General features: G+C 62.8%; 28 protein-coding genes and 1 tRNA gene. 12 read left to right on the top strand and 17 right to left on the bottom strand.

Features of this window, described 5'->3' with window-relative positions; translation table 11 throughout:
- Nucleotides 1-8: 8 nt before the first annotated feature.
- From rsgA to LDN75_RS17360, 3 genes are all read right to left on the bottom strand, one after another.
- Nucleotides 9-1196: a ribosome small subunit-dependent GTPase A gene (rsgA, locus tag LDN75_RS17350; RefSeq protein WP_223933808.1), complete on the bottom strand. Its 1188-nt coding sequence runs from the start codon at nucleotides 1194-1196 to the stop codon at nucleotides 9-11.
- 223 nt (nucleotides 1197-1419) lie between these two features.
- Nucleotides 1420-1872, bottom strand: coding sequence for an NUDIX domain-containing protein (locus tag LDN75_RS17355; RefSeq protein ID WP_223933810.1), 453 nt, complete (start codon nucleotides 1870-1872; stop codon nucleotides 1420-1422).
- A 77-nt stretch (nucleotides 1873-1949) separates the two neighbouring features.
- On the bottom strand, nucleotides 1950-3746 hold the full coding sequence (locus LDN75_RS17360) for a beta-galactosidase family protein (protein ID WP_223933812.1): 1797 nt from the start codon (nucleotides 3744-3746) through the stop codon (nucleotides 1950-1952).
- Between the two features lie 50 nt (nucleotides 3747-3796).
- Between LDN75_RS17360 and LDN75_RS17365 the strand changes: the two genes are divergently transcribed.
- On the top strand, nucleotides 3797-4819 hold the full coding sequence (locus LDN75_RS17365) for a pirin family protein (RefSeq protein WP_223933813.1): 1023 nt from the start codon (nucleotides 3797-3799) through the stop codon (nucleotides 4817-4819).
- Between the two features lie 10 nt (nucleotides 4820-4829).
- Here the strand turns inward: LDN75_RS17365 and LDN75_RS17370 are convergent, their stop codons facing one another.
- The gene (locus LDN75_RS17370) at nucleotides 4830-5765 is read right to left on the bottom strand and encodes a BadF/BadG/BcrA/BcrD ATPase family protein (RefSeq protein ID WP_223933815.1); all 936 of its coding nucleotides are present in this window, start codon (nucleotides 5763-5765) and stop codon (nucleotides 4830-4832) included.
- Nucleotides 5766-5806: 41 nt separating this feature from the next.
- Between LDN75_RS17370 and LDN75_RS17375 the strand changes: the two genes are divergently transcribed.
- The gene (locus LDN75_RS17375; protein ID WP_223933816.1) at nucleotides 5807-6856 is read left to right on the top strand and encodes a nitronate monooxygenase; all 1050 of its coding nucleotides are present in this window, start codon (nucleotides 5807-5809) and stop codon (nucleotides 6854-6856) included.
- Here LDN75_RS17375 and LDN75_RS17380 read toward each other — a convergent pair.
- Nucleotides 6831-7805 carry a LysR family transcriptional regulator gene (locus tag LDN75_RS17380; RefSeq protein ID WP_223937618.1) on the bottom strand — a complete coding sequence of 325 codons (975 nt, stop codon included), beginning with the start codon at nucleotides 7803-7805 and terminating at the stop codon, nucleotides 6831-6833. The two genes, LDN75_RS17375 and LDN75_RS17380, sit on opposite strands and share 26 nt — an antisense overlap.
- A gap of 124 nt (nucleotides 7806-7929) precedes the next feature.
- Between LDN75_RS17380 and LDN75_RS17385 the strand changes: the two genes are divergently transcribed.
- A complete protein-coding gene (locus LDN75_RS17385; protein WP_223933818.1) occupies nucleotides 7930-9153 on the top strand; it encodes an MFS transporter in 1224 nt (407 codons plus the stop codon).
- A gap of 158 nt (nucleotides 9154-9311) precedes the next feature.
- Nucleotides 9312-9818, top strand: coding sequence for an Lrp/AsnC family transcriptional regulator (locus tag LDN75_RS17390; RefSeq protein ID WP_223933819.1), 507 nt, complete (start codon nucleotides 9312-9314; stop codon nucleotides 9816-9818).
- Between the two features lie 6 nt (nucleotides 9819-9824).
- Here the strand turns inward: LDN75_RS17390 and LDN75_RS17395 are convergent, their stop codons facing one another.
- Nucleotides 9825-11060 (bottom strand): MFS transporter, encoded by a 1236-nt coding sequence (locus tag LDN75_RS17395; RefSeq protein ID WP_223933821.1) that lies wholly within the window; start codon nucleotides 11058-11060, stop codon nucleotides 9825-9827.
- A gap of 186 nt (nucleotides 11061-11246) precedes the next feature.
- Between LDN75_RS17395 and LDN75_RS17400 the strand changes: the two genes are divergently transcribed.
- The 4 genes from LDN75_RS17400 to zapE are packed head-to-tail and all read left to right on the top strand — an operon-like array spanning nucleotide 11247 to nucleotide 14349.
- Complete coding sequence (locus tag LDN75_RS17400; protein WP_223937619.1) at nucleotides 11247-11717, top strand: Lrp/AsnC family transcriptional regulator; 471 nt, start codon at nucleotides 11247-11249, stop codon at nucleotides 11715-11717.
- A gap of 47 nt (nucleotides 11718-11764) precedes the next feature.
- Entirely contained in the window at nucleotides 11765-12190 is a 426-nt protein-coding gene (locus LDN75_RS17405) for a DUF1761 domain-containing protein (RefSeq protein WP_223933822.1), read from the top strand.
- A gap of 9 nt (nucleotides 12191-12199) precedes the next feature.
- Nucleotides 12200-13195, top strand: coding sequence for a magnesium/cobalt transporter CorA (gene corA / locus LDN75_RS17410; protein ID WP_223933824.1), 996 nt, complete (start codon nucleotides 12200-12202; stop codon nucleotides 13193-13195).
- Complete coding sequence (gene zapE, locus LDN75_RS17415; protein ID WP_223933826.1) at nucleotides 13192-14349, top strand: cell division protein ZapE; 1158 nt, start codon at nucleotides 13192-13194, stop codon at nucleotides 14347-14349. Before corA ends, zapE begins: the two co-directional genes overlap by 4 nt.
- 40 nt (nucleotides 14350-14389) lie before the next feature.
- Here zapE and LDN75_RS17420 read toward each other — a convergent pair whose 3' ends face one another.
- Genes LDN75_RS17420 through LDN75_RS17440 form a run of 5 tightly spaced genes read right to left on the bottom strand, consistent with a single transcriptional unit; the run spans nucleotide 14390 to nucleotide 16617 of the window.
- On the bottom strand, nucleotides 14390-14920 hold the full coding sequence (locus LDN75_RS17420) for a ferritin (RefSeq protein WP_223933828.1): 531 nt from the start codon (nucleotides 14918-14920) through the stop codon (nucleotides 14390-14392).
- Nucleotides 14921-14965: 45 nt separating this feature from the next.
- Nucleotides 14966-15337: a fluoride efflux transporter CrcB gene (crcB, locus tag LDN75_RS17425; protein ID WP_223933830.1), complete on the bottom strand. Its 372-nt coding sequence runs from the start codon at nucleotides 15335-15337 to the stop codon at nucleotides 14966-14968.
- Complete coding sequence (locus LDN75_RS17430) at nucleotides 15334-15765, bottom strand: CrcB family protein (RefSeq protein ID WP_223933832.1); 432 nt, start codon at nucleotides 15763-15765, stop codon at nucleotides 15334-15336. Before LDN75_RS17430 ends, crcB begins: the two co-directional genes overlap by 4 nt.
- Nucleotides 15752-16258, bottom strand: a complete 507-nt coding sequence (locus LDN75_RS17435) for a universal stress protein (RefSeq protein ID WP_223933834.1) — start codon at nucleotides 16256-16258, stop codon at nucleotides 15752-15754. The genes LDN75_RS17430 and LDN75_RS17435 overlap by 14 nt, the downstream gene beginning before the upstream one ends.
- Nucleotides 16259-16272: 14 nt before the next feature.
- A complete protein-coding gene (locus LDN75_RS17440; protein WP_223933836.1) occupies nucleotides 16273-16617 on the bottom strand; it encodes a zinc ribbon domain-containing protein YjdM in 345 nt (114 codons plus the stop codon).
- A gap of 202 nt (nucleotides 16618-16819) precedes the next feature.
- On the opposite strand from LDN75_RS17440, the gene LDN75_RS17445 reads away from it, so the two are divergent.
- The gene (locus tag LDN75_RS17445) at nucleotides 16820-17023 is read left to right on the top strand and encodes a cold-shock protein (RefSeq protein ID WP_144648155.1); all 204 of its coding nucleotides are present in this window, start codon (nucleotides 16820-16822) and stop codon (nucleotides 17021-17023) included.
- Nucleotides 17024-17089: 66 nt separating this feature from the next.
- Here the strand turns inward: LDN75_RS17445 and LDN75_RS17450 are convergent.
- The 5 genes from LDN75_RS17450 to galU form a co-directional block, all read right to left on the bottom strand.
- Nucleotides 17090-17162, bottom strand: a tRNA-Ala gene (locus tag LDN75_RS17450).
- 37 nt (nucleotides 17163-17199) lie between these two features.
- Complete coding sequence (locus tag LDN75_RS17455; protein WP_223933838.1) at nucleotides 17200-18000, bottom strand: NAD(P)H-binding protein; 801 nt, start codon at nucleotides 17998-18000, stop codon at nucleotides 17200-17202.
- A gap of 6 nt (nucleotides 18001-18006) precedes the next feature.
- A complete protein-coding gene (locus tag LDN75_RS17460; protein WP_223937620.1) occupies nucleotides 18007-18903 on the bottom strand; it encodes a hypothetical protein in 897 nt (298 codons plus the stop codon).
- 131 nt (nucleotides 18904-19034) lie between these two features.
- Complete coding sequence (locus LDN75_RS17465; RefSeq protein ID WP_223933839.1) at nucleotides 19035-19661, bottom strand: GNAT family protein; 627 nt, start codon at nucleotides 19659-19661, stop codon at nucleotides 19035-19037.
- A 5-nt stretch (nucleotides 19662-19666) separates the two neighbouring features.
- The gene (gene galU / locus LDN75_RS17470) at nucleotides 19667-20572 is read right to left on the bottom strand and encodes a UTP--glucose-1-phosphate uridylyltransferase GalU (RefSeq protein ID WP_223933841.1); all 906 of its coding nucleotides are present in this window, start codon (nucleotides 20570-20572) and stop codon (nucleotides 19667-19669) included.
- Between the two features lie 127 nt (nucleotides 20573-20699).
- On the opposite strand from galU, the gene LDN75_RS17475 reads away from it, so the two are divergent.
- The 3 genes from LDN75_RS17475 (at nucleotide 20700) to cpaB (ending at nucleotide 22597) form a co-directional block, all read left to right on the top strand.
- Entirely contained in the window at nucleotides 20700-21305 is a 606-nt protein-coding gene (locus LDN75_RS17475) for a 5-formyltetrahydrofolate cyclo-ligase (protein ID WP_223933843.1), read from the top strand.
- 165 nt (nucleotides 21306-21470) lie between these two features.
- The gene (locus LDN75_RS17480) at nucleotides 21471-21737 is read left to right on the top strand and encodes an FmdB family zinc ribbon protein (RefSeq protein ID WP_223933845.1); all 267 of its coding nucleotides are present in this window, start codon (nucleotides 21471-21473) and stop codon (nucleotides 21735-21737) included.
- Nucleotides 21738-21970: 233 nt separating this feature from the next.
- Nucleotides 21971-22597, top strand: a complete 627-nt coding sequence (gene cpaB, locus LDN75_RS17485; RefSeq protein WP_223933847.1) for a Flp pilus assembly protein CpaB — start codon at nucleotides 21971-21973, stop codon at nucleotides 22595-22597.
- 43 nt (nucleotides 22598-22640) lie between these two features.
- On the opposite strand, the gene LDN75_RS17490 is transcribed toward cpaB, so the two are convergent.
- A complete protein-coding gene (locus LDN75_RS17490; protein WP_223933849.1) occupies nucleotides 22641-26870 on the bottom strand; it encodes a DUF4011 domain-containing protein in 4230 nt (1409 codons plus the stop codon).
- Nucleotides 26871-26894: the final 24 nt, after the last annotated feature.

A 26894-nucleotide genomic window follows, 5' to 3' on the forward strand; every position in this document is an offset into this window, starting at 1 on the left:
GGCAATGTTCAGCGTTTACGTCGTTTTGCGCCCTTTGCTGCGCGTTCCTCGGCTTGATCGTGCCGGTGCCGCTCCACGGCGCGCTGTCCCCTGTCCGCCGACATCACCTTTTGATGCCATTCGCGCTGATAGGCACGGCGGGCTGCGGCATCGTGTTTCCGGTTGAGGGCCGCCAGTTCGCGTTGCAGTTTGAGATAGCTCCCCCACCGTCGAGGGTCCAGGGTTCCGTCGGCGAGCGCCGCCTGCACGGCACACCCCGGCTCGGCCTGATGGCAGCAATCGGCGAAGCGGCAGCGGGCTGACAACTCCTCAAGGTCACCGAACATCTCCTCCATTCCCTCCTCGGCATCGAACAGCCCGAACCCGCGGACACCTGGAGTGTCCATGAGTACTGTGCCGCCTCCCAGCGGCACCAGTTCCCGGGATGTAGTGGTGTGCCGTCCCTTCCCATCGCCGGTTCGCACCTCACCTGTTTGTTGGAGATTGCCTCCGGCCAGGGCGTTGATGAGTGTCGACTTGCCAGCACCCGAGGGGCCTAGCAGAACCAGGGTTGCCCCTTTCGGAATGTGCTGCATGAGCTCCTCAAGGCCGTCACCCTGCTCGGCGGATGTAGTAACCACCTCTACTCCAGCTGCTTGGAGAATGACTTCTCCTATGACGTCGTCCGCAAGGTCAGCGAGATCGGCTTTGGTAATGACTACAAGTGGGGTCGCGCCGGAATCCCAAGCGGCGACGAGCGTACGCTCCAGGCGGTTATGGGTGAGGGGCCTGTCCACAGGCACCACGACCGCCACGATGTCGATGTTGCTGCCCAGGATTTGTTCTTCGGAGGATGCCTCGAAAGCGCGTTTGCGGCTGAGTGCCGAATGCCGCGGAAGAACCTCGACGACGGACGGCTCACCGGCGCGGTTATGCCCCAGCCACACCCAGTCCCCGGTGGCGGGAACCGGGCCATGCCCGGGATAGGCCAAATGCAGCAGGCCGCTCTCCGACGCTACGAGGACGCGGTTCCTGTCCAGCCGGACTACCCGACCAGGAGTGTTGTCGCTGTTGTCCCCACCGGTAACTGGGTTGGCGCGGAAGAGTTCCGCCGTATTTTCGGTAAAGCCGTAATCTGCTGGGCCTTCCATGCGGTTGCCGTCGCCAGCGCTGCTGAAACTGATTTTTGGGTCGCTTGAAGAAGCGTAAGTGTTCAAGGGATAGCCTCTGCTGAGGCCCGGCCGCCTAGTGTTGGCAGGCTGATGCCGGGACGTGGATGGTGGTGTGATGACGGAGCGCCGCAAACGAGTGCAGGGCGCGCAAAACTATGGCAATCATCAGAATCCACCTCCTCGGCATCCGGGCCGGCGGCTGGTGGGCCGGCAACGTTCTACAGCGTAGCCAAGGCAGTTGGCTTTGGCTAGGCCTCTTTGAGAGTACCTAGTTGAGCTTCCCATCGGCAGGCCGCTCACGGTGTAGCCGCAGCGCCACGTCCACCAAGGAGACCCGGTTCAGCTTGCCCACATCGTCCAGGGGAATCCACGCCGCGTGCGTGGTACTGCCATCCACCTCGTGCGTCAACTCACCCCCGACGATCGTAGCTTCGTAGACCAGCCGGAGCGCCTGGAAGTCCCGCAGCGTACCGTCCTGTCCGGCCTCCGCGGGCCAGTGTCCGACGTCGATGCCCAGCATGCCATCGATGCGGGCCTCGTAACCGGTTTCTTCATAGACCTCGCGGCGGCATCCGTCCACGGGATGCTCCGCGAGGTCCAGTCCCCCGCCCGGCAGCGTCCAGCCTTCCTTGCCGTCCTGCTTCCAGTAGGCCAAAAGGATCCGGGCCTCCTGAATGATGACGGCGTAAGCGGCAGGGCGGGTGTCGAAATCCAGGGTCATGGTGCCAGCTTAGTTGGCGGCTGCTTGTCAGGTGATTGGCAACGGCGTCGTTGGCAACAGCATGGTTGGCAACGGCATTACGGCAGCTCGGCTGCGGCTATCGGCCCCGCCTCTTCCGGGCCGAGATCCGGGCCTTCGCGGAGTTCGACGACGCTCCCCGCCTTGGCGAGCTCCAGGACCTTGATGCTGTTGAGGCCAGCCTTTAACAGTGGCGCCGGGGCGTACAAAGTAACCTGTGGCCCCTTGTCCCAGTATCGGCCCAAGAGGAAGCCGTTGAGCCAGACGAAGCCCTTTCCGGAATCAGGGAGTGCAATATATGTATCCGCCGGTTCCGCAACCTCGAACTCCGCTCCGGATAGTCCCTCAAGGTCCTCGGAAGCCCAATCAGCCAAAGCCAGAGGCGTCTGCGTCCAATGGAAGGTGTAGCGCTGGTTGATCAGGACGCCACCCAGGATTCCTTTGCCCTGGCCGGTCAGCGGGCCGTAGTTGATGCGGCCCAGGTTCTCCACCAGGATCTCCAGCTTGGCAGGGACACCGGTTCCGCTGACGGCCAACCCTTCGGCCCCGTCTGTATCGTCAAGGACCCCGGCGTACTGTCCATCGATCCAGATGTAGGCGCGGTCATTCAACCCTGCGATTTTGAGGCGGCTCTCCGCGGGAGCCTCGGGGCGTCCCGGGAGGACGGCTTCGGCCGCATAAAGGACCATGCCGGCGTCGAGACCCAACTCTTCAAAGGTGAGCGGTTTGACGCTGTTTACGGGCTTGCCTGATGCACGGACGAGCTCCAACAGGTCCCGGCCTCCCGTCAGGGCCAGGGACTGCGCCGGAAGGACCGGAGCATCAGCCAGCAGCTCCGCGGGCAGTTCAGGAAGGTCCTCGATGCCCCGGGCGCGGTAGAACTCCTTCCGGAAGGCATGGAATTTAGGCGTCAAAGCCCCGTTCTCTGCAATGGGGGCATCGGAGTCGTAGCTGGTGACCGTTGGCTGGAGCATGGTGCCATCGTGGTTGCTGCCCGATCCCAGGCCGAAGTTGGTGCCGCCGTGTGCCATGTAGACGCACACCGATCCACCGGCATCGAGCATCTTCCGCGCTTCCGCAGCAGCGTCATCGGCGCCACGCCGATGGTGGTGTTCGCCCCAGTGGTCAAACCAACCACCCCAGAACTCGACATTGAAGAAGGGCTCGTCCGGCCGCCGCCTCTTCCATGTTGCGATCGCTTCGTCACCGCGGCTTCCCAAGGTGGCAGTCGCCCATGTTCCCTCGACTGAGCCGCCGTCGAGGAAATAGTCCGTGCCGCCGTCGGCTGTGAAGAGTATCTCCGTGATCCCGCGCTCCTCCAAGGCACGGCGATTCCAGCGGATGTAGTCGTGATCGTCGCCGTAGCTGCCATATTCGTTCTCAATCTGCACGGCAACCACGGGACCGCCTAGCGATGCCTGCCGGGAGGCGACAATCGGAAGCAGGTGGTCGAACCAATCCTCAATCGCAGCGGTAAATTGTGGATCCATGCACCGCAGGCCAATGCCGGGAATTCCGGTGAGCCAGGCCGGAAAGCCGCCGTTATCCCACTCGGCGCAGATGTAGGGCCCCGGACGGACAATGACGTCCAGCCCTTCCCCCGCGGCGAGGTCGATGAAACGGCCAACGTCCCGCCAGCCGGTAAAGTCCGGCGCCTCCTCGCGCGTAGGCTGGTGGAAGTTCCAAGCAACGTAGGTGTCAACTGTGTTGGCACCCATGGCCTTGAGTCGACGCAGCCGGTCCTGCCACAAATCGGGGTGGACGCGGAAGTAGTGGATGGCTCCCGCAAGGATGCGATACGGTTCACCCGAACGGTAGAGGACGGCGTCGTGGTAGCTCAAAAGGGCGTTGTTCACACGGAACAGATTAGCTCAACTTCCAACATTTATGCACAGGTGATGAACACATGACCAATCTGGATACTTCGCCCGCGGAGCAAGTCTGCCCCGCCGCCCATGAAGGACAGGGCCCGTGCGTCCAGTTATGGCCGGAGCGTGAAGTTCCCCTCGGCGGCGTCCGTGCCATGAACGTGTTCCGCACCTTGCCGCAGCGCGGATTGCCGACTGTTGGAGCTTGGTGCTTCCTGGACAGTTTTGGTCCAGACCGCGTGGCAATGAGCGTTCTCCCCCACCCCCACTGCGGCCTCCAAACCGTGACATGGCCACTGGAGGGTGCCGTGCGGCACCGCGACAGCGTGGGCAGCGACGTTGTGGTCAAACCAGGTGAACTCAACATTATGACCGCCGGCCACGGGATCTCCCACTCGGAATTCTCGGTCCTGCCTGCGGCTACGGTGGCCGGAACGGATGACGAGATTCCTATGTCACGGGGACTCCAACTGTGGGTTGCACTCCCCGACGAACACCGGCACCGCGAACCCTCCTTTGAGCAACACCGTGAGCTTCCCGTGGCTGTTGGCGAAGGCTACACAGCAACCGTAATGGTGGGTGAATTCGCCGGTCAGCGCTCACCAGCCACTATGTTCAGTCCCATCGTTGGTGCGGACATCACCGGCACAGGGATGCTCCAGCTTCCGCTCCGCCCGGAGTTTGAACATGCAGTTTTGGTGCTGGATGGGCATCTGGTTATCGATGGCGAAGAGATCCAGCCCGGCCCGCTTGCCTACCTGGGTGCCGGCAGGCAGGGCCTGATAGTGGAGGCCCAGCCGGAGACCCGTTTCATGCTTTTGGGTGGCGAACCGTTCGGGGAAGACGTCTTGATGTGGTGGAACTTTGTGGGACGTACGCATGACGAAGTGGAAAAAGCGCGTCTGGAGTGGGAAGCCGAAGGCCTGCTCGACGACGACGCTGCCGCCGCCTCACGCTTCGGATTCGTCCAGGGCCATGGCCCTGACGCAGGGCCCGAAGCCGGGCGCATCCCAGCTCCGCCGCTTCCGGGTGTCAGGCTCCGCCCCCGTACGCGGGGCTGAGTCCAAGGCGCTAGGCCCGCTGCTCGGCCACCAGCCGCGGGACGCCGAACACGGGGTCCTGCTGGAGAATCCGGACGTCGATGATGCCCCGCTCGGCCAGCCGTGCCTTGAATGATTCCTGCAGGCGGCGGACGTTCATGCCCAGCCCGCTGCCCAGGATGACCGGCCCGTCCAAGCCGAGCTGGCGAACGGCCTGCTCGGCAAGGTCAGCGAGGTCCTTGCCGGCTTGGTCCACCAGCCGGGCGCTGGTTTCGTCGCCGGCGTCCGCAGCCTCTACGACGAGCCGTGCCCGTTGTGCCCAGAAACGGCGACCCGTTTCCGGGGAATGGAACAGGGCGATCAATTTGCCCGGCTCTTCCACTCCGCAGGAGTCCAGCAGGGCACGGCTCAGCGTGTCCGGTTCCAGGCCCTGGTTCATGCGCCGCAAGCTGTGGCGCACGGCTTCGCGGCCCAGCCAGTAGCCGCTTCCCTCATCGCCCAGAAGGTAGCCCCAGCCTCCGGCCCGGGCTTCCTCACCAGCGGCGTTCCTACCCCAGGCGGCAGAACCGGTGCCTGCAATCACGGCGACGCCTGTGCTCGCTCCTCCCGCGGCCAGGAGCAGCCTGGAATCGTGAACCACGGTGATGCGTGCCCGGGGGACGTGCGGAGAAATCAGGTCGGCGAGCGCCTGAGCGTCCTCGTCGGTATCAATTCCACCGGCGCCTGCGTAAACCTCGTCAACGTCGCCGCCGCCGATCTTCGCGAAAAGTTCGGCAAGGTTTGCCATGGCCTGCTCCCGGCTCACGTTCTGGACGTTGGCGCTTCCGGCGCTTTCGTCAAGGACTGGAACGCCGTCTTCGAACCGCACGCCCCGCGTTTTTGTACCGCCGATATCCAGCCCGATCACGGTACCGCGGAGGGCTTCGGGGGACGCGTGGGAATGCTTGGCAGAGTCACGATTGTTCACCGTGAAAGACTAGCTTGGAGCGCACCGAGGAGAAACCGCACATGACGCATTCCCTGTTTGATACGCCGTTCATAGCAGCGCCAATGGCTGGCGGAACGTCCACTCCCGCACTTGTGCAGGCGGTGCAATCCGGCGGTGGCTTGGGTTTTCTCGCCGCGGGGTATAAAAGCCCGGCGGCCATGGCGGCCGAGATCGCGGCTGCGCGTGCAATGGGTATCCGGTTCGGCATGAACGTTTTTGTACCGGATATGGCGCAACTTTCCCCGACCCCGGCGGCGCGCGCGAGGCTGGAGGCGTACCGGACGGAACTTGAAGCAGAGGCGGCCCGCTATGGTGTGGCAGTCCCAGCCCTCCGATTCGACGACGACGACGCCTGGCAGGACAAAATCGACGCACTGATCGCGGATCCCGTGGAGTTCGTCAGCTTCGTCTTCGGGCTGCCGGGACGCTCTGTGGTCAAGGCCCTGCAGAAGGCCGGAACTGCTGTCATCTCCAGTGTGACAAGTGTTGCCGAGGCCCTGGCAGCCGCGGAAGAAGGCCCGGACGCCCTCGCCGTGCAGCACAGTTCCGCAGGAGGACACACGGCAGCGTTCCTCGCTGGCGACGCCGGAGGACCCGGAAGCGGGACCCGGTCAACACGTACGACGGCGGGACTCGTCGCCCAGGTGCGTACCGCCGTCGACCTTCCGCTGATTGCGGCAGGCGCGATCATGGACAGTTCCGCGCTTCGCGAAGTCCTGGCTGCTGGTGCGGCCGCCGCGCAGGTGGGTACAGCGTTGGTACGCACGGAGGAAAGCGGAGCCCGGCAACCACACAAGGATGCCCTCGGCGATCCGCGCTACACCGGGACGGCCATGACCCGGGCCTTTACCGGAAGATTCGCCCGCTCGCTGGTAAACGAGTTCGTCCGCGATCACCAGGACGCACCGGAGGGTTATCCGGCAATCCATCACCTGACGGCGCCGATTCGGGCGGCAGCGTCGGCGGCAGGTGATTCTGACCGCCTCAATCTGTGGGCAGGCACTGGTTGGCGGTCAGCGAAGGAAGGATCTGCGGAGGATGTTGTCAGGGATTTCCTGAGCGGGCTCTGACAAGCTCGGCCAGCAATGCTTCGCCTTCCCTGGCCACCAGCTCACGGAACAGCCTGACGGCGTCGGGTTCGAAGGTGCGCTCCCGCCAAGCAATGCCGATCTGCCGGAAGGCAAGGTCGGATTCGATGCGTACTTCCACAAGTCCCAACTCCGCCCCCGGCAGGAACTGGCCAGTGCCGGAGCCAGGCCCCGCGGGCGGAAGGATACTGAAACCCAAACCGGCCGAGACCAGGCCCCGGGCAGTGGTGGATTCCTGGACTTCAAAGGCAGTCCGGGGACGGAAGCCTGCTTCGCGCAAAAGCGCCTCGCCCAGGGCCCGGAGGCCGACGCCGGGCGGCAGCGTCACATACGGGTCATGCCGCAACTCGGACAGGTGCACGCTCGGCCGGCCGGCGAGGGGGTGCAGATAATGCAGCACTACGCGCAGCGGCTCCCTGTAGAGCGGCAGCGCCTGGATGCCCCGGCCTTCCGCCGCGATCGGTGCTGTGAGGGCGAAATCTGTTTCGCCCTTTGCCAGTTCCTCCAGGCAGTCGTCGCGTGGACCCTGGCGGAGCTCGAAGACGGGCTGCGGATGGCGGCTACGAAACGCGCTGATGAGCAGGGGCAGCGTCGCTTCACCGAACGTGTGCTGGAACGAGATGCCGATGCGCCCCCTGACCACGTCGGACTCGTGCCTCACCCTGTCCAATCCTGCCTGGAAGTCTTCCAAGGCGGCTTCGATGTAGGGCAGCAAAGTCCTTGCCGCTGGAGTCAAGCGGATGCCACGCCCATCACGGACCAGAAGGTCCATCCCCACAATGGCGCTTGCCCTGGCGACTGCCCGGCTCACGGTCGACTGGGGAACGCCAAGGAGCTCAGCGGTCTCCGTCATATGCTCCGTCCGGCCCAACTCTGCCAGCACGGGAAGCAGCGGCAGGAGCTGCACAAGCTGTTGGTGATCCGGTTCCACGCGCCGCCGCTCCGATCCAGCCATCAGGAAGTTCCAGGCATTAGAAAGAAATCATGCATTCCTGGATGAATCATAAGCGAATCATGCATTGGAACGCACAGTTCGGGGAGCCTAATCTGGGCAAGTGACTAGAGCAGCCGTGGGCGTTACGCAATGGGATGGGCACGCCAAGGGATCCCGTGGCTACCGGCGCGTGCTTGCCGCATTGGCTTTGGCCGGGGTTGCGACTTTTGCCCAGTTGTACTCCACACAAGCGGTGCTGCCGCTCATGGCGGCCGACCTCCACATCTCCGCAGCAGAAGCAGCACTGAGTATCTCCCTGGCAACCGTGGGACTCGCCGTCAGCGTCCTGCCGTGGTCCTTCGTGGCAGACAGGATTGGCCGGGTTCGTGCCATGGCCATCGGCATCGGAGCAGCAACAGTGCTGGGGCTGCTGGTTCCGCTGGCACCAACCGTTCCACTGATCCTGGGACTCCGCACTCTCGAAGGCATGGCCCTCGGCGGAATCCCAGCCATAGCCATCGCATACCTCAACGAGGAAGTGACCAGGATCCACACGGCACTGGCGGCCGGAAGCTATGTTGCTGGAACCACGCTCGGCGGACTCGCGGGACGCCTGGTGGCGGGTCCAGTGGGTGAACTGTGGGGCTGGAGGGCAGCCGCGCTGGCAGTGTCCCTGCTGGCCACGGTGTCCGCGGTCCTGTTTGTGGTGCTGGTTCCCAAACAGCGACGCTTCATGCCCGCACCTCCCAGGGGATTCCGCGGCGCCTTGCGCACACTGGGCAGCCATTCCAGCAACCCCAAGCTGGTATCGCTCTACCTACAGGCCTTCCTGCTCATGGGCGGATTTGTGGCGGTCTATAACTACCTCGGGTTCCGTCTCCACGCTGAACCGTTCGGGCTTCCCACCACACTGGTAAGCCTCATTTTCCTGGCCTACCTGTCCGGTACCGTGAGTTCCCGTTGGGCGGCCGGACTTACAACCCGCTTTGGGCGGCGCAACGTGCTGCTCGTTGGAGTTGGCTTGATGTCCGCGGGACTCGCACTCACGTTGGCAGAGAACCTCGTGGCCACCTTGCTAGGCCTCGTGGTGTTTACCGGCGGCTTCTTCGCTGCCCACAGCGTGGGTTCCGGTTGGACCGGCGCCATCGCCACAACAGGCCGTGCCCAAGCCGCCTCGCTCTACAACCTTTCCTACTATCTCGGGTCCAGCGTTATCGGTTGGGCCGGGGGCCTGGCCTTCCAGGAGTTCGGGTGGCCAGCTTTGGCGTGGAGCGTCATGGCGCTTGCCATCACGACGGCGGTAGTCACCGCCGTCGTTCATCGCTCACCCTTCCACTGTTCCTGATGGTGCTCAGCGAGCCACAAAGCTTGGACCCTGCGCAAGAATAATCCACGCTGTACCGGTACCCATGCGGGTAAATATTCGGGATTGTGGAGTAGGAACGAATGGATTGCCATGAATTCAGCGATTATGATGAATGAAAGGCAATTTCAGGAGGATCCGTGAGCAACCCCGCGAAGAATGTTCGGCCAAATTCAGGCAGCGCCGAGCCGCTGGACGCTATTGACGAACGAATCCTGGCGGCCTTGGTGGAGGACGCGCGTATCTCCAACAAGCAATTGGCGGAACTCGTGGGAATCGCTCCCTCCACTGCCCTGATGCGCACAAGGGCCCTGTCCGAACGGGGGATTATCGAGGGCTTCGAGGCTGTCCTTAGCCTGCCAGCCATCGGCCGCTCGGTGCAGGCGCTCATTGCCGTCCGTCTCCGTGCACATGATCGGGACCAGATTGACCGCTTCACGGCACGCGTCCCCAAGCTGCCTGCAGTGATCTCCACGTTCCACACCACAGGTTCCGTGGACTACCTCCTGCACATTGCCGTCGCCAACACCGACGACCTCCGCAACTGGCTGCTCGATAACCTCGCCACAGATCCGGTGGTAGGACACACGGAGACCACGATGGTCTTCCAGCACATACCCGGCAACCGCGGCCCGCTTCCGGAGTAACCCTGTTCAGCCCCGGCGGGCACCGTGGAGGGACACCGCGGCGAGGGCCAGGGCCGCAACCCCGCACAGCACGGTAAAACCAACGACGGCGGCCTCCAGGCCAAGTGCCGAGACAGCCAATCCCAGGCCAATCACCGGAACAGCGCTTCCCATATAGGTGATGACATAAACCGTGCTGATGACTTGCGCATGCCGGGCTGCCTCCACTTTCCCGGCAACATCGTTGAACACCTGACGGAACGCGATTCCCTGACCTGCCCCCGCAGTGATGCTGGCGGCCACCAGCAACAAGGGGCTCGACCAAGCCGCGGCAGCTCCAACCAGGATCACCGAGACGCCCAACACTGCCAGGGCAACCGGGACCATGTATCGTCCACGCACTCCCACAAGCTGGCTGAGCGCCGATGCACCCAAAGTGACCCCAGCCAGCAGCGCGATGACGGGTCTGGAATCTGCATGGACCACGGCTGCGAAATATCCGGGCGCCAGTGAAAGGCAGAACCCGAAGACCGCGAAGCTCAGGAACCCCACTGCAGACGCCATCCAAAAGGCGCCGCGTGCGTGACTCGAAACGGCAGGTCTACGCGGAGCGAGAACCTTGAACACCGGTTTTCCTGCAGCGGGCGCAATCGCAGGCCTTGCTTTGAGGAGCCACAGCGGAACGAGCGCAGCCAACAGCACCCCGGAGTGGACATAGTAGGGGGTTCGCGTCGGGTCCGGAAGCAGCGAGAGGAGGCCACCGATCGCGGGCCCGGCAGCCACACCACCAGCCGAAGACAGCAACGTGAAGCGGGAAGCCCACTCGGGCCTACGGGGCAACAGTTCACGCAGCGCCGCGGAGCTTGCACCGGTGGCCAGACCTACTGCCACTCCTTGGAAAGCCCTGCCCAGCGACAGCATGCCAAGGCTGTCGGCATTCGCGAAGATTGTGCCGCCCAGCAGGCCCATAAGGACGGCCAGCACCAGCGCCGCCCGTCTTCCAATGTGGTCCGACCAGTGCCCCGCCACCATCAGGACCACCACAAGGGCCAGGACGTAGCTGGCGAAAGCCACCGTAACGTCCAAGGAGGACATGCCCAATCTGGCCTGCAGCAAGGGATACAGCGGCGTGGCCAGGTTTGCGCCCACCAGCAGCGTGAAGATCACTATGCCGGCCAGGACCAGCCTTGCCGTCGTAGTGGCATCCCAACCCCAGCGGCCGGCGGTGGCCGGACGCATGCGGAGTTCGCTCAAGACAGTCATTTCCGTGCCTTAGGTTCGGGGCAGTGCGCGGGCTCCTTGTGGGATGGCAGCACGGCCATGTTTCGGTGGCAACAGGATGCCGCATTACTGCGCTCAAAGGAGCAGAATGGTGGGAAAATTGAGCGAAATAATCAAAGTAGTGACGTCTACGTGAGCCGGAGTGACCATTTGAATACCTTGGACCCCATGGACTTGAAGATCCTGCTGGAACTCATCAAGGACCCTCGTATCCATATCGCTGAACTCAGCGACTCACTGGGCATTGCCCGCAACACTGCCCAAAGCCGTCTAAAACGGCTGCTCCGTTCCGGGGTCCTTCAGGCAGCGGGCCGAGAAGTGGACCTTGAAAAGGTGGGGTACGACGTCGTCGCTTTCATCACCATCGAAGTAACGCACCGCGAACTCGATGGTGTCATCGGAGCCTTGCGGCTCATTCCACAGGTGCTGGAGGTCCATGAAATCTCCGGACGCGGAGATCTCTGGTGCCGCGTGGTGGCAACGGACACCCATAACCTGCAATCCGCGCTGAGGTCCGTCCTGCGGACCAAAGGTGTCATCCGAACGGAAACCGTCCTGGCCCTTCATACGCATATCCCCTACCGAACCGAGCCTTTGATGGAAAGGTTGGCCGGAACTACCAACACGCGGTCAGCGTGAACGCTTGAACACCGGCTCCAGTGGTCCGCCCTACTAGGCTTTTGACCATGGATTGGCTCTCACACATTTCGCAGATCAACTGGCTCGCTGTCCTTCTGGCGTTCATCTCAAGCGTGGTGATCGGGTTCGTTTGGTACATGCCGGCCGTCCTGGGTCGGCGGTGGATGCAAGCGATCGGCAAAACCGAGGAGGACCTCAAAAACATCGACGGCGGCGCCGGTATCTGGATTCCCATGATGCTTGCCTCGGCACTCACCAGCATTCTCCTGGCCATCCTGATCAGTGCCCTGGAGCTCAACACCTTCCTGGCCGGAGGCTTCTTCGCCCTGGTCCTGGCCCTGGTTTTCCGCGCCGGAGGACACGTCATCCACAATGGTTTCGCCGGGCGCCCCTCTGAAGTAACCGTTATTGATGCGGGGCACGATATCCTCGCCATGACCATTGCGGGCGCCATCATCGGTGCCATGCAGTAGCGTTCACTCGTGACCATCATTGATAACGCCGTCTATGTAGAAGGCGTACGCACAGCCACCCCACATAACCTGGAGAAGACTTTCGAGACACTCTCGGAGCAAGGTGGCATGGCGTGGATCGGGCTTTACAGGCCCACCCGGGACGAGATGACCGCTGTCGCCCACGAGTTCGGCCTCCACGAACTCGCTGTGGAGGACGCCGTTTCAGCGCACCAGCGGCCAAAGCTGGAGCGCTACGACAACAACCTCTTCACGGTCCTGCGGCCCGCCCGGTACCTGGATGCCACCGAGACGGTGGAGTTCGGCGAGCTGCACATCTTCACCGGTCCCAACTTCGTGGTGACCATCCGCCATGCTGAAACCGGTGGAGTTGCGCGTGTCCGCCACCGTTTGGAGCAGCGCCCGGATCTCCTGCGGCATGGACCGGAAGCGGTGCTGTACGCCCTCCTGGACCAGGTGGTGGACGATTACGCGCCTGTGGTGGCAGGGCTCGAGAACGACATCGATGAAATTGAAGACCAACTCTTCAGCGGCGATACCGCAGTTTCACGGCGGATTTATGAGCTTGCGCGTGAAGTCATCCAATTCCAAAGGGCAATCCAGCCTCTACCGGACATCATGGTGCTGCTTGAGAAGGGCTTCGAGAAGTACGGGGTGGACATTGAACTCCAGCGCTCCCTCCGTGACGTGGAGGACCACGTTCAGCGCGTCATCTCCAGGGTGAACTCCTTCAGGGATCTCCTGCAGAACGCCCTGACCCTTGACGGCACACTGACGGCGAACCGCCAGAATGAGGCGAGCGCTGCCCAGAACGAACAAGTCAAGAAGATCTCCTCTTGGGCCGCCATCCTGTTCGCACCCTCGTTTGTGGCCGGGGTGTACGGCATGAACTTCGACCATATGCCGGAGCTGCACTGGGACTTCGGCTATCCGATGGCCATCGGGCTCATGTTTGGAGCAGCGGTGCTCATGTATCTCATTTTCAAGCGGAAAGGCTGGCTGTGACGCCGTCGCTCCTCCCACCACGAGGAAAGCAGGGAGGCCGGGGCGCTGCCCTTGCGCTCATGCAGGGCATCACGCACGACGCCGGACGGTCGGGTTTCCAGCTTGAGCCCAGCCAGCAGGAAGCAGCCCAGCGGCTGGCCGCCTTTGGTGCAGTCGTAACCGCCCGCCGTCGTGCGCTCCCGCAGAGGACGCCGCGAAGCATCTATCTTCACGGACCTGTGGGCCGCGGCAAAACGTGGCTCATGGACAGTTTCCACGACAGGCTTCCGGCCCGGAAACGTCGCGTCCACTTTCATGATTTCTTCCGCAAGTTGCACGCGGGAACGCACCGTTCAGCTTCCGCCGATGGAACAGCCATCCAGCACTCAGTGGATGCGCTCCTGACGGACATCGACGTCCTGTTCTTCGACGAATTTCACGTCCACGACGTCGGGGATGGAATGTTCATCGCCCGGTTGTTGCGTTCCGCGGCGCAACGCAGGATTCCCTTGGTGGTGACGTCCAACTACGCTCCGGACGATTTGCTGCCCAACCCCTTGTGGCACGATCATTTTGCGCCGACCATCGAGGCCATCAAGGAGATGATGGAGATTGTGGAGATCAACGGCCCCGCCGACTTCCGGCGGTTTCCTGCGGCACATAAAACTCCCGACGCCGGCACCCAGGCGTTCCGCTCGGGCAGGATCATTACGCCGGGCACGCCCAAGCAGCTGGGACGGCTGGGGCTGTTCAGGCCCACCGCCTCCCAAAGCCGTGTCCTGACGCCAACAACACAACCCATCGTGGTCAAGAACGCAGACCCGGACCTGCTCTGGGTGGGCTTCCCGGAATTGTGCGGAGGCCTGACCTCCACCGCTGATTTTCTCGCCTTGGCGGACAGTTTCAAGACCTGGGTCGTCGACGACGTTCCCTCCCCTGCCCTGATGGACCCGAATTCCGCGCCCGCGTGGCAGCGGTTCAGCAATGCCGTGGATGTGCTTCACGATCAGGACATCACCTTGTTCCTGATCGGTACGGGACCCCTGGACTGGGATGCAGAACCTTCCGGCAGCGTCCTGCCCACGGATCTGGCCCGTATTGCCAGCCGACTGTCCCTGTTGGGCCGGTCCGACCGCGACGATGCCCTGGCAATCGAAGAGGCCGCCGGAAGCTGAGCTTCGGGCGGCCTCTGGTTTCACCTCGGGAGTTTGCCCCCTAGATAACACCGCCGGCAGCGGACGGAGCGCTGGTATCGCGCCCGCCATCGCCGACGCTCTCACGGGCAACGTAATTTTCGATGTCGAAGAGGTTCTCCGCCCGTTCCGTGATGTTCAAAAGCGTGGTCATGGAAGCCACTTCCTCAACCTGTTCCTTCAGGAACCACAGCATGAACTGCTCGCCCAAGGCGTCGCCCTCGGCACGAGCGGCGCGGAACATCTCCTCAATGTTGCGCGTGACTTCCTTTTCCTGCTCCAGGGCCAGGGCGATGGGTTCCTTGGCATTGGTGAAGTTGTTGCGAACCGGGGCGATGCCGGGGATCTCGACGTGCACGTTGCGGTCCAGCATGTACTGGACCATCATCATGGCGTGATTCCGCTCCTCAAGGGCCTGGCGGTAGAAGTGCCGGGCAAGCTGCGGCAAGTCTTGGCCGTCAAAATACACGGCTACTGCAATGTATTGCTGGGAGGCCGCAAACTCATTGGCGACCTGGGCGGACAACAGCTCATTGAATGTCTTCTTAGCCATGGCACCGATCCTACAGCCGGGCAAAGACCCTCAGGCAGTCATCTCTTAAGCCAGCAGCAGAGCGAACCAAACGCCTGCAGCGGCCGCACCGACGCTAACGGCCATGGACCCCAGCCCGTTAACGAGCGCCAGCCCCACCCGCCCACTCTGCACGAGCCTTATGGTCTCCAGGCTTGCCGTACTGAAAGTGGTGTAGCCGCCGAGGAAACCAGTGCCGAGGATGAGTTGAAGGGACTCGCTCGCCAGCCCCCGCAGCGCCAGGCCCGCTAGGAATCCGAGGAGCAAGGAACCGGAAACATTGATGATGATGGTGGCCCACGGCAGGGCAGTGCGAAGCCGTGCCCGAATGAGCCCGTCCATCACGAACCTGGCAGCCGCACCCAATCCCCCCGCCAGGGCCAGCAGGATGACGGTCACTTCGCACGTCCGTGATGCCACGCGGCGAGCCAGATTCCGGCCGTGGTTGCCACCGCGCCACCCAGCAGGCTCACGCCGAGATAACCTATCGCAGCAGGCGTGTCGCCGGCAGTGAACAGGTGCACCGCGTCCAGAGCGAGCGTGCTGTAGGTGGTGTACGCACCCAGGAACCCCGTTCCCAAGGCCAGGCGCCAGAGCCGGCGACTTCCGACGTCGGGCCCCCGCCTGGAGAGTCCCTCCAGCAAGGCGCCAAGCGCCAAAGCGCCGGAAAGGTTGATCACAAGGGTGGGCAACGGCCAGGATCCTGGCGCAGGAATCATAAGTCCGAGGCCGTAGCGGGCGAGTGCCCCGAACACGCCACCCGCGGCCACAATTCCGATGAACCCCCAGTGAAGATGGACGGGACGCCTGGCGTCAGTCGTCATCATCCACCGGCACCCGCGGCTCCACAGGTACCACAAGCACCGGGCGGTCCTGCCGGTGAAAGAGCTGCCTGGCAATGGAACCAGCAGTGAGCTCTTTGATGGCCGACCCAAGCTTACGGTCCCTGGAGCCCACCACAATCATGGACGCGCCGATATCTTCGGCCTCATGGGCCAACGCCCGCGCCGGCTCCCCTGCCAGGGAAACGATGGACCAGCTCAGGTCAGCTTCGGCCAGCTGGGCGGCAATCGCTGCCCGCAAGGAATCCGGGGCGTTCTCGGCGTCATCGTCCACGCCGTCGGGATCAATCGGAGCAGACGGCCCGCCCGTGGTTCCATCCACGGGATAAACGGTCACATCAACGAAGGCGCACACCAGTGGCAGCCCAGCGCTAAGCGCCACCTCGGCGGCGCGCTCCACAACGACCGGACGCTGCCCGGGCATGACGCCTACCAGGATGGGGCCGATGAGGCCTTTGGGTACTGAGGTTCCGGTCATCGTGAAGCCTCCCGTCAGACTTTCTTCACAACACTGGACTTGAGCTGCATAGGGCCGAAGCCATCCACTTTGCAGTCAATATCGTGGTCCCCCACGCCATCGACCAGCCGGATGTTCCGCACTTTGGTGCCGACCTTGATGGCCGTGGAACTGCCCTTGACCTTGAGGTCCTTGACGACCGTGACGGTGTCGCCGTCACTCAGGACATTGCCGACCGCGTCTTTGATGACATTCTCCTGCTCGTCGCTCCCGTTCGCCGGTGACCATTCGTGGGCGCACTCAGGGCAGACAAGCAGCACGCCCATCTCATAGGCGTATTCACTGGAGCATTCGGGGCACGGAGGCAGGGAGTCGTTCACAGGGTAATTCTAGAGGGGCAACCACCGCATTAAGGCTCCCCACCAACTACGGCCAGATAGCGTGCACTGCACTACGACATCACGAAGGCATGGCAGAACCTGTTGCCCCATGTCAGATCGACACATAGGCTCAATAATGTGAGTGGCGGGGACGGTGATCCGACAAGCGGTACCGACCAGCTACCCGTGAAGGAAAACAAGCATGGCTACAGGCACAGTGAAATGGTTCAACGCTGAAAAGGGCTTCGGATTTATCGCCCCGGACGACGGTGGACCGGATGTATTCGCCCACTATTCAGCAATCACGTCCAGCGGATACCGTTCCTTGGACGAGAACCAGAAGGTCCAGTTCGACATCACCCAGGGCCCCAAGGGACCTCAGGCGGAGAACATCCAGCCCCTCTAGACTCTCGACAAGAAACCGGCCAGGCAAATATTGCCTGGCCGGTTTCGTTGTACATGCCTAAATCTGTGGAGCTAAGGAGATTCGAACTCCTGACCTCTTCGATGCGAACGAAGCGCTCTACCAACTGAGCTATAGCCCCTTAGCGCGGCGATTGGAGCCGGACCAGTGTCCCTAGGCTACAAAGTTTCCCGGCGCTTTTCCAACCACGACACGAACGTTTCAGCGCCGTACCTTTGCTCCGGCACGAGGTTGAGCCCCGCACGCAGGTAGGCGCCCATCGCGCCGGGCAAAGGGACCTCCACAACCCTGCCTCGCGCACCCGTGATTGCTTTCCACGACTCAGCCATGTCCTTCATGGCCAGTACCTCGGGTCCGCCAATGGTCCTGACACGGTGCCGCTCGGGAGAAGGCGCTTCCAGCGCGGCTTCGAGCAACGCAGCTGCAGCGTCAGTGGGTGAAATCGATTGGAACCGCACGCCCTTGAATGCCGGAATTAGGCGCGCCTTCGCACCTGCACGAAAGACCATCTCCACAAGGCTGTGGAATTGGGTGGCCCGGACAACCACCGTTTCGATGTCCGCCCTCGCGTAGATGCGTTCCTTGTCTGCCTTGGAGACATAGAAGGAATAGTTGCTCTGGTCGCAGTTGATAATCGACAACGCCACCGCCTTGCGCACACCTGCCTGACGGGCCGCGGAAAGAAGCCGGGCACCGCCGCCGGCAAATTGCTTTTGTGCTTTGCCGAGCCGTCCCTCAAGGCAATCAATGACGACGTCGGCACCCGCCACCGCGGCTGCCAGACCATCACCTGTGGTGACGTCGCCCGCAAAGTAGGTGGCGCCGTCGTGGTGCTTCTCCGAACCGGGAGTCGGCACGTGGCGGCTCAGCACAGATACCGTGTGCCCGGCCTCGAGCCCCTGACGAACAACCTCACGGCCTACCTGGCCGGTGCCGCCTGCAACACAGAGAGTGGTCATGCCGGCCTAGGCGCGGCGGCGCTGCAGGACATCGTCCAGGTTGCTCAGGGCGCTCTGCCCCTTGGCGGCAGTACGCACCTGCGCAGCCGCAGCGGCCTCTGCCGGCTCAACACTCTGCTTAAGCACCGGTTTGCCCACAGGCTTCGGGGCCTCCGGAAGGTCCAGCGGTTCCGGAGCGGGCCGGGGCGCCTTTGCGGCACCAACGTACGTGGGCTTGGGAACCTCAACCGGCTCCCAACCGGCATCCTCGGAACCAGACCCGGCTGCAGCTGATTTGTCACCAGCTGCCAACGCAACAGCCAAGGCAGCCTGGCGAAGCTCCACGGCAGAGAGGCGTGCGGCCTCGGACTTTCCGGCCTCGGCGTCGAAAACCGGTGTTTCCTTGGCTTCGGCGGGCGGTTCCTTTGGCAGGTACCGCGCGGGGGTCTGGATGGGCACCACCGGCGCAGCCCGGCGCGCCCGCCGTTCGCGGAGATCCCGCAGGGCGAGCCGCCGCAGCGTCACCACGGCGAGCACTGCGCCGATGAACGACACCAATGGCAGCCAGACGGTACCGGTGCCGAACAGCCGCAGCGCCCCCGAAACAATGGCAGTCAGCAGCAAAGCAAGGCCGGACAACGCCAAGGTGAGCCGGGCGTATCGGATCGTAAAGGGAGTTGTGGGCGCCTTCTTGGCGGACGACTCAGCCACGCGGGATTCCTGGGGCGACGCCGGTGCTTTGCTGTGCATGGTCTCCATCGGTTTCTCCTGCCGGGGTGCCAAAGTCAGTACCACCCCTGCCTGCGTTTCGTCTGGTTCGTCGTCAAATGCCTCTGCTGAAACAGTGGCCGCCTGGACCTGCTGCCGTCTGTTTCGAAGAACGTAGGGAGCGACCCATACCATCCAAAGCGCAACAGTGACCACGAGTATCACTGAGCTGCTGAGAGGGAAGTCCACATTCAAAACCGTAGAAGCAAATCATCAGGGGCGGCGGCATTGCGGTCGGTGTGTCGTCGGCGAGTCCGCAAATGAATGGAGATACGGCCCAAAAGGGGCTATGACCTGCCGCTTCTTCCTCTGAGCCATGCATCGAGGAGTCCCTGCGGAACTTCCTCCGATGTCAGCGCGAAGGAGCGATGGTCTGCCCACTCGCCGTTGATATGCAGGTATCTCAGACGGTACCCCTCGTCCCGGAATCCAAGCTTCTCCACGACCCGGAGGCTCGGCGCGTTCTCAGGCCGGATATTGATCTCCATCCTGTGCAGGCCCAGGGTCCGGAAGCAGTGGTCGGTAGCCATGGCAACTGCGGTGGGTGCGATGCCTTGCCCGGCACGTTCCTTATCAACCCAATAGCCCAGGGTAGCCATCATCGCTGAACCCCACACGATGGACGAGACAGTCAGCTGGCCGACAATTTGCGGCTCGCGGAATCCCTCGGTCCGCTCCGTGATGAGAAATGGCAAAGCCGTGGCCTGCCGGGCTTGCGCGTTCAGCGATGCCACCATTTGTCGGTAACTGGGAAGGCGGCCACCCGGGGCAGGGTTGGACGCCTCCCAGGGTGCAAGCCATTCACTGTTCCGCGAACGGACTTCAGACCACTCCCGCTTATCGCGGTAACGGATTGGCCGGAGCACCAAGGCTCCGCTTTCCAGCGTTACCGGCCAGATCGCAGAGCCGTACACCGGTGTTACTTGGGAAGAGCGGCAGTGAAGGTCGGCAGCCACTCGCGGAGCTCGGGCCCGAGGTCGTCGCGTTCGCATGCCAACTCGATGCAGGCTTTCAGGTAGCTCAGCTTGTCTCCCGTGTCATAGCGGCGGCCACGGAACACAACGCCATAAACGCCGTAGCCCTCACCTTCCCCGGCAGCCAGAACCTCGAGGGCATCCGTCAGTTGGATTTCACCGCCGCGCCCGGGAGCAGTCTTCTCCAGGACATCAAACACCGCCGGGTGGAGAACGTAGCGCCCGATCACGGCAAGGTTGGATGGGGCTTCTTCGGGCGACGGTTTTTCCACCAGTTGCTTAATGCGGACGTAGCCGTCTTCATCGTTTTCCTCGATGTCCGCGCAACCATAGGCGCTGATCTTGGAAGGCTCAACTTCGATGAGGGCAACGACGGAGCCGCCGGTTTTCTGCTGGACGGCGATCATTTCGCTCAGCAGGTCTTCACGGGGATCGATCAGGTCATCGCCAAGCAATACGGCGAATGGCTCGTACCCGACGTGCTGCTTTGCACGCAGGACCGCGTGGCCAAGGCCGTTGGGGTCGCCCTGGCGGACGTAATGGATGTCGCCCAGGTTGGTGGCGGACTGGATGGCTTCAAGCTTGGCAGTATCACCCTTCTCTGCCAGCGTCGCTTCCAGCGCCGGCACACGGTCAAAGTGATCTTCCAGGGCGCGCTTGCTGCGCCCGGTGATCATCAGGATGTCGTGCAGGCCAACCTTCACCGCTTCTTCGACGACGTACTGGATGGCTGGCTTGTCAACCACGGGCAGCATTTCCTTCGGCATCGCCTTGGTGGCGGGGAGGAATCTGGTACCAAGACCCGCTGCGGGGATGACGGCCTTACGGACAGCATTGTTATCGAGAGTCACCGGACTAATGTAACGGAAGGAATACACCAACGGGTAAACCCCCGCCGTGGCAGGACGCAGAAACAGCCTTGAAACTGGAGCGGATTTGCTGCTTCCCGGGGCCCGCGAATCTCATGATCGGACAATAATGGCATCGAAGGAAGACATCCGCAGCAGCCGGCGCTTGTACAGGCGCGGCCTCACCACGGAGCAAGTCGCGCAAGCCGGCGAGTCGATTGCGCGGCACGGCCTGGACTGGGCCGCTCAAGTCTCGGGCGGCTCCAACGCCGCGTTCGCTATCTACGTGGGCGTCTCCCACGAACCCCCAACCATGCCCCTGATTGCGGGGCTCCACAACTCCGGCCATCAGGTTCTGCTTCCCGTTTGCGAACCCGGTCGCCAGTTGAGCTGGGTGTACTGGACACCGGAAACGGCCTTCGTCCGGTCCGAATACGCACCCATTGACGAACCGGAAGGCGAACGTTTGGACAGTGCGGTGGTGAGCGCCGTTGCTGGTATCTTCATGCCTGCTACCGCTGTGGACCTCGACGGCAACCGCATCGGGCAGGGCGGTGGCTACTACGATCGCCTTCTCCAATATCTGGATGCTTCCGGCGGGCGGCCGCCCACCATCGCGGTGGTGTACGACGACGACGTCTTGCCGTCCGGAGCTATCCCCGCGGAGCCCTTTGACCGCCCGGTGCCTGACGCGCTAACGCCCTCCGGAATCGTTAAGCTGGGGCGCGGGAACTGAGCGGCCCACCGCCTGGGTGAAGTCCCGCTCGTCCGTGGAGTTGGCAGATAGCAGGTGAGCGGGAAGCGGATGATAGAATTGGCACTCAGGCCCTGCGACTGCTAATGCGGAGATTCTCCGCCACGGCTCCACAGGACCTGAACTTTGTCCTGAAGGAGGAAATCAGTGCCCACATACGCGTACGCCTGCAAAGACTGTGACCATGCCTTTGACATCGTCCAGTCCTTCTCTGACAGCTCCCTGACGGAGTGCCCTGAATGCCGGGGTGCGCTCCGCAAGAAGTTCAACAGCGTCGGCGTTGTTTTCAAGGGCTCGGGCTTCTACCGCACGGATTCGCGCGACTCCAAGGGCAGCACCGTCTCAGCTGCACCCTCTGCCCCGGCGACTCCAGCCCCGGCCGCCACGCCAGCACCCGCGGCTGCAGCCAGCTAACCAGCTTTTATCCACATAGGGCATTCGGCCGCTGTTGGGCGGCCGGGCCCGGTGGCTAGCGTGGCGTCATGCCACAAAAGACACCTGCTTCCTTCCTCCCCCGCCGCGGACATTCCGCTCCGCCTGCCAGCCGTTATGGTCGCTCACGGATCAACCCCACTGCGTCGGCTGGCCCGCTGCTTCCCCGGAACCAAGGGCCACATCGACCGGTGAGGCTGGCCCCAAGGCAGAGCATGAATCTCTGGATCTCCCGGAACCGTAGGCTGACCGTGGCGCTCCTGTTGTGTCTGGCCACCGGCATTACTGTTCAACAACTAACGCCTGCAACCGAGCAGCGCGTCAGCATTCTCGTCGCAGCCCATGACCTTGCAGCAGGCACCAGCCTTACCGACGCCGATTTCACCAGTGTTGGGGTGCCGCCGGACGTCGCAATTTCCGGAGCCTTGGAGGATCACGCTTCCTTGGTGGGCCGCCAGCTTGCTTCGCCTTTGACGAAAGGGCAGATTCCCACGGAATCAAATCTTCTGGGGCCGGGACTCCTCACTGGTGCACCCGTAGGGTCAGCTGCGGTCCCCCTTCGCATGGCTGACCCATCATCCATCCAGCTTCTGTCGCCAGGACAGTTAGTGAATGTAGTCCTCACGGCCGCAGGATCATACGATGAGTCCAGGCAAACCGAAGTCCTGGCTGCCTCCGTACCCGTACTCTGGACGTCCGCCCAAGGGGGTAAGCCCGGCCAGTGGCTCGGAACCAGCGACACCGACGGCTTGATGGTGGTAGCTGCAGATCCCCGGCAAGCAGAAAAGCTTGCCGGCGCATCCACGCAAGGCAAGCTTTTCTTTGTTTTGGTCAATCCCTAGGTTTTTGGTCAAACCCTGTGCAGGGCTTGTGTTCGTGGATCCATCAGCCCCAATGCGGAGGCTTCTGTTCCTTCAACCACTGCTCATGGTCATAGCTGCCTTCGTCGCCCCAACGCCGGGGATCGTCTTCAGCGGCTTTGGTAGGCAGGATGCCACCGGAGCCTGGCTTGGCCGCTGGTGCCTTTGGCTCCGCTGGATGATCCGTGTTTTCGGCACCCACAGTTCCGGTCTCTTCTTCGGAGCCGCTTCCGTTGCCGGTTCCCTGTTCAATCACTGGTACTTCAGTCCCATCCTCTGGATCGGTGGTGTCTGCATTACTGGCGTCTGCATTGCGTGGTTGGCCAGCCGATGCACTCTGCTTGTACACACTTGCCTGCACAGCGCCGAAACCCTGCCGATGCGAAGCCCGGGCTTCGGAGGAGCTGCCATACGACGACCTTGCATTGTCCAGATTCAATTGTTCAACATCCATGTCCAGGAAGCCATGCTGCGAGGCCTGGACGGATTGCGGAACATGGTTCTCAAGCCCCAAATAGGAACCGATTCGATCTGCGCAGGACGAGGGATCCGTGAACACTTCAATCGTCCACAGGGACATGTAACGCCATCCCATGCGTTCCAGCAGTTGGGGACGCAGACGGCTCCGTTCACGGACACTCATGCGCCGGTACCGTTCCGTGCCATCGGATTCGATTGCCACTGGAGTGGGAATTTCGGCCCCTTCCCGTCCGATGGTGTGGACGGGGTCGGCAGCTGCAGCAATGTCCAGGACACCGTCGTAAAGGTGCCACACGCGGGCGCCCCTGGCTCGCAAGCGCTCGCCCAGATCGGCAACCAAGGGATCCTCACCCAAGGCTTGTTCACTGGCAACTGCACGCGAGGCGGGAGTTCCAAGGTTGCTGTTCCCGGACAGTTCCCGGTCCAGCAGCTCGTAAAAGTCCACAGCGCCGTGCGCCAAGCGATCCTGGTCCAGATCTTCCGGACGGAAGCAGCTCAGGACATGCATGGAGCGGCGGGCGCGGGTCATCGCCAAAGCAAAGCGGTTCCGCCCGCCCTCGGTGGACAATGGCCCGAACGAATGCAAAGCACGGCCATGCGGAGTCCGGCCGTAGCCCAGGGAGAAAATGACATGGTCACGCACCAGCCCCTGTGCACGCTCGAGGTCCACCACGCGGAAGGACTCCGGGCCCGCGCCGAAGAAGGCGGACAACAAGGGGTGGTTGGGCAATTGAAGCCGGATAGCCTCACCGATCCGCGCAGCGTGGCGCAGGCTGGCAGTGACCACAGCCAACGACGTACGGGGCCGGAGTCTGGCATGTTCGAAGACAAGGTCCACCACACGGTTGACCTCTGCCGTAACGGACTCCACACCCTCGTGGTCGGCACCCGGGAGGCCGGTTCCATCGGGGATGTACTCCACCAGGATCGAACGGTCCAAGCCCGTCACAGAGCTGCCATCAGGCAGGCGCCGGAGGCCGCCGTCGTAGTAGTTCTTGCTCAGCTGCAGGATCAGGTCCTCGTCGACAGCCCGGTAGACCCAGTTCAGCTGCCACGTCGGCAGCACGCGTGCCAGTGCCTTGTAGGCACTGTCCACGGTCTCGTGGCTGGAGACTCCGGCCACGGGAGGTTCCACGGCCACGCTGAAGGTGCGGGCATTGGCGATCTTCGCATCACCGAAGGCAACGACTTGCCGGGCTCGGGCAATCGCCGGAAGGACGGCCTGGAGCGACGTCGATTCGGCGTCGATGATAACCACGGCGTCAAACTTCTGCTCCGCGGGAAGAACACCCGTCAGCAGGTAAGGGCTGACGGACCACACCGGAACCAGCATGGGCACGAGGTCAGGTGCCTGGGCGCTCAAGGCGGGGAGGGTCACCCGACCATCCTTGAGCAGGGCACGAAGCAACTCTGCCTGCCGGGGATGCTCCACTATCCCCTGGCCCCACTTCCGGGCCAACTGCCACCGCAGACGGGCAGCACCACTGGCAATGTGGGCCTGGTCCGCGAGGCGGTACTCAGCTTCGAGGCGGCGGAGGGAGTCGCCGTCGGACATGGCGAGGTAGTCGTCACCGCTGATCATTGCTTCCAGGGCAGACTGCCACCAGGCAAGATCCAGCTCGGCTGCCACCGACGCTGCGGGGACTTCACGCGCAGCAAGGTCAGCCAGGAGCTCCCCGAGTCCATGCTCGCGCATCTCTTCAATCAGGAGAGTGCGCTCGGGAAGTGTTTCAAGCGTGGCTGTGTCCGCTACGAGTCGTTCAAGCCGCTCCATGAGTTCCAGGTACGGAGTCTGGTGCAGCGAACCGCCGGCAGAAGTGTGCTTGAGAGCCTCACCCAGGCGGCGAAGCTCGGCGTCCAGTTCACGGTACAAGGCACCGAGGTCTGCGAGCCCGGACGGCACGGCCGGGTGGCGTTGCGTGGTGGCGTAGCCGGCCCACAGGGCACGCTGCTCTTGGACGAGGACCAGGGAGCTGTGGAGGTCCGCGATGTGGACACCGGGCCGCACGTACTCTTTGGCCACACGCCGCAGCCTGGAGCGCTGCATGGACGGCATCTCCAGATTGCGCTCCCGGCGCCACGCGGAGCTTGCCGTTGCCGAGATGAGGTCATGGACAGGGCGATCGAAGATGTCCGGAGTGAACTTGTCCAGGCTTTCGCGCACGGCAATCAGCAGTTCAAGCTGGGCGCCCCACTCCGTGAAGGTGTCCGCCAAACGGATCTCAGCGTGATCCGATACCTCCTTCATGCGCTCACGAAGGATGGGGAGCTTCTCCTCGGCAATGCGGGCCAGCTGTTGGGCCTCTTCGGTCTCCTTGCGGGTTACGAGCCGGGCTCCATACCAGGGGCTGGAGGTGGAAGCCCGGCTGAAACTGCCCAGCTCAGCAGCCCGACGCAAACGGCCGGCGAGCTCCTCACGGTCCTTGATGTTGTCCAGCACGCTGCGCTTCAGGCGCACTGTGGTGGACGGCGCCGGATGGATGGAGGTCAATTCCGCCAACGACTGCATTGCCTGGTAGGGCGAGCAGCCCCAGCGTTCGCGGACGTTGTGGAGTGACGCAACGTGGTCCATCAGCGCGTGCCGGTGTCCGGTCAGCGTCTGGTGGAGGTTCCCGAGCTGCGGTTCCAGGGCCTTTTCATTGCGCATAATGGCCCGGACCAACTGGCCCTTGAGTTGCTGTGGTGTGGTGCCGTTGCCCGGACGGAACAACATTGAATCAAGGCCCAGCGACTCCAGGTGTGCAGAAAGCCCTGCAAGGCTGGACTGCCGGTCCCCCACTACCAGGACAGATTTTCCTTCGCTGACCAACGCGCCAATGGCGTTGATGGCCGTCTGCGTCTGGCCGCTACCCGGTGGAGTGCTGACAACAAGCGAATCTCCTGCGCGAACAGCATCCACTACATACTGCTGGTCAGTGTCGGCGTCGAGCAGGAGGAGTTCGTCCGCCGGATCACGTTCATCCAGGCTGGGGAACCTGCCCGCCTTGATGGGTTCGGGCTCAATGTCGCCACCGTTGGCAGCAGTAGCCAGGGCAGCCACGGTGGGGTTGTTCATGTTGATCCACGGGTCATCGAGGTTTCCCGAGAGATCAGCCAACGTGGTCACGAGCAAGTTGAATTCAACCTCGGCCCCATGGATGGGCTGAACGAGCGTAGCCAGGCGATCAAGGACCGGCTGGGGGTCGAGCCTGGCCGTGTTGTAGGCCATGCGGGCAACTGCATTGACGTCGAAGACGATGCCATGGACGGTCTTCAGGTGGCGCACCAAAGCCGGGTTCATGCGCGCTTGCTCGGTGAGCTGCAGCTCGAAGTCGTCCTCGCCCGGGCGCACGGTCAGGACAATCGAGGTCAGCATGACAGGAGCGGAGACCCGCTGGGGCTTGCCACCCACGGCTGACGTCCACACCACCGTGCCGGCAGAGAGGTACCCGGCCTCAATACCGCGATCATTACTGAGTTCGAAAATTTTGGACCGGATGTTGCGTGCCGCCCGGGCCGCCACCAGATATTGCTGCCGGTCGCGGATAAGGGTGGACAACCGCGTTCTGCGCCCTGCCAGCAACTGCGCCAGTCCCGAGGGATGCGCGTTGCTGAGGTCGATGGCGCCTTCGGGCGTCTTGACGAAACGCAGCATCGTGTCCGCCCCGGTAACGGGCTTAAGTCCGGACAGCCATTTCCGGAGCTCTTCGGAGCCCTCTTCCTGGCCTTGACCTAATGACACAACTGCTGCCTTCTTTTCTGTACTAGCTTTAGACGCCTTGGACCATACCGGCATACTTTCGAGGGTAGCGGGAATACG

It is taken from the genome of Arthrobacter sp. StoSoilB5, assembly GCF_019977235.1.
Lineage (GTDB): Bacteria > Actinomycetota > Actinomycetes > Actinomycetales > Micrococcaceae > Arthrobacter.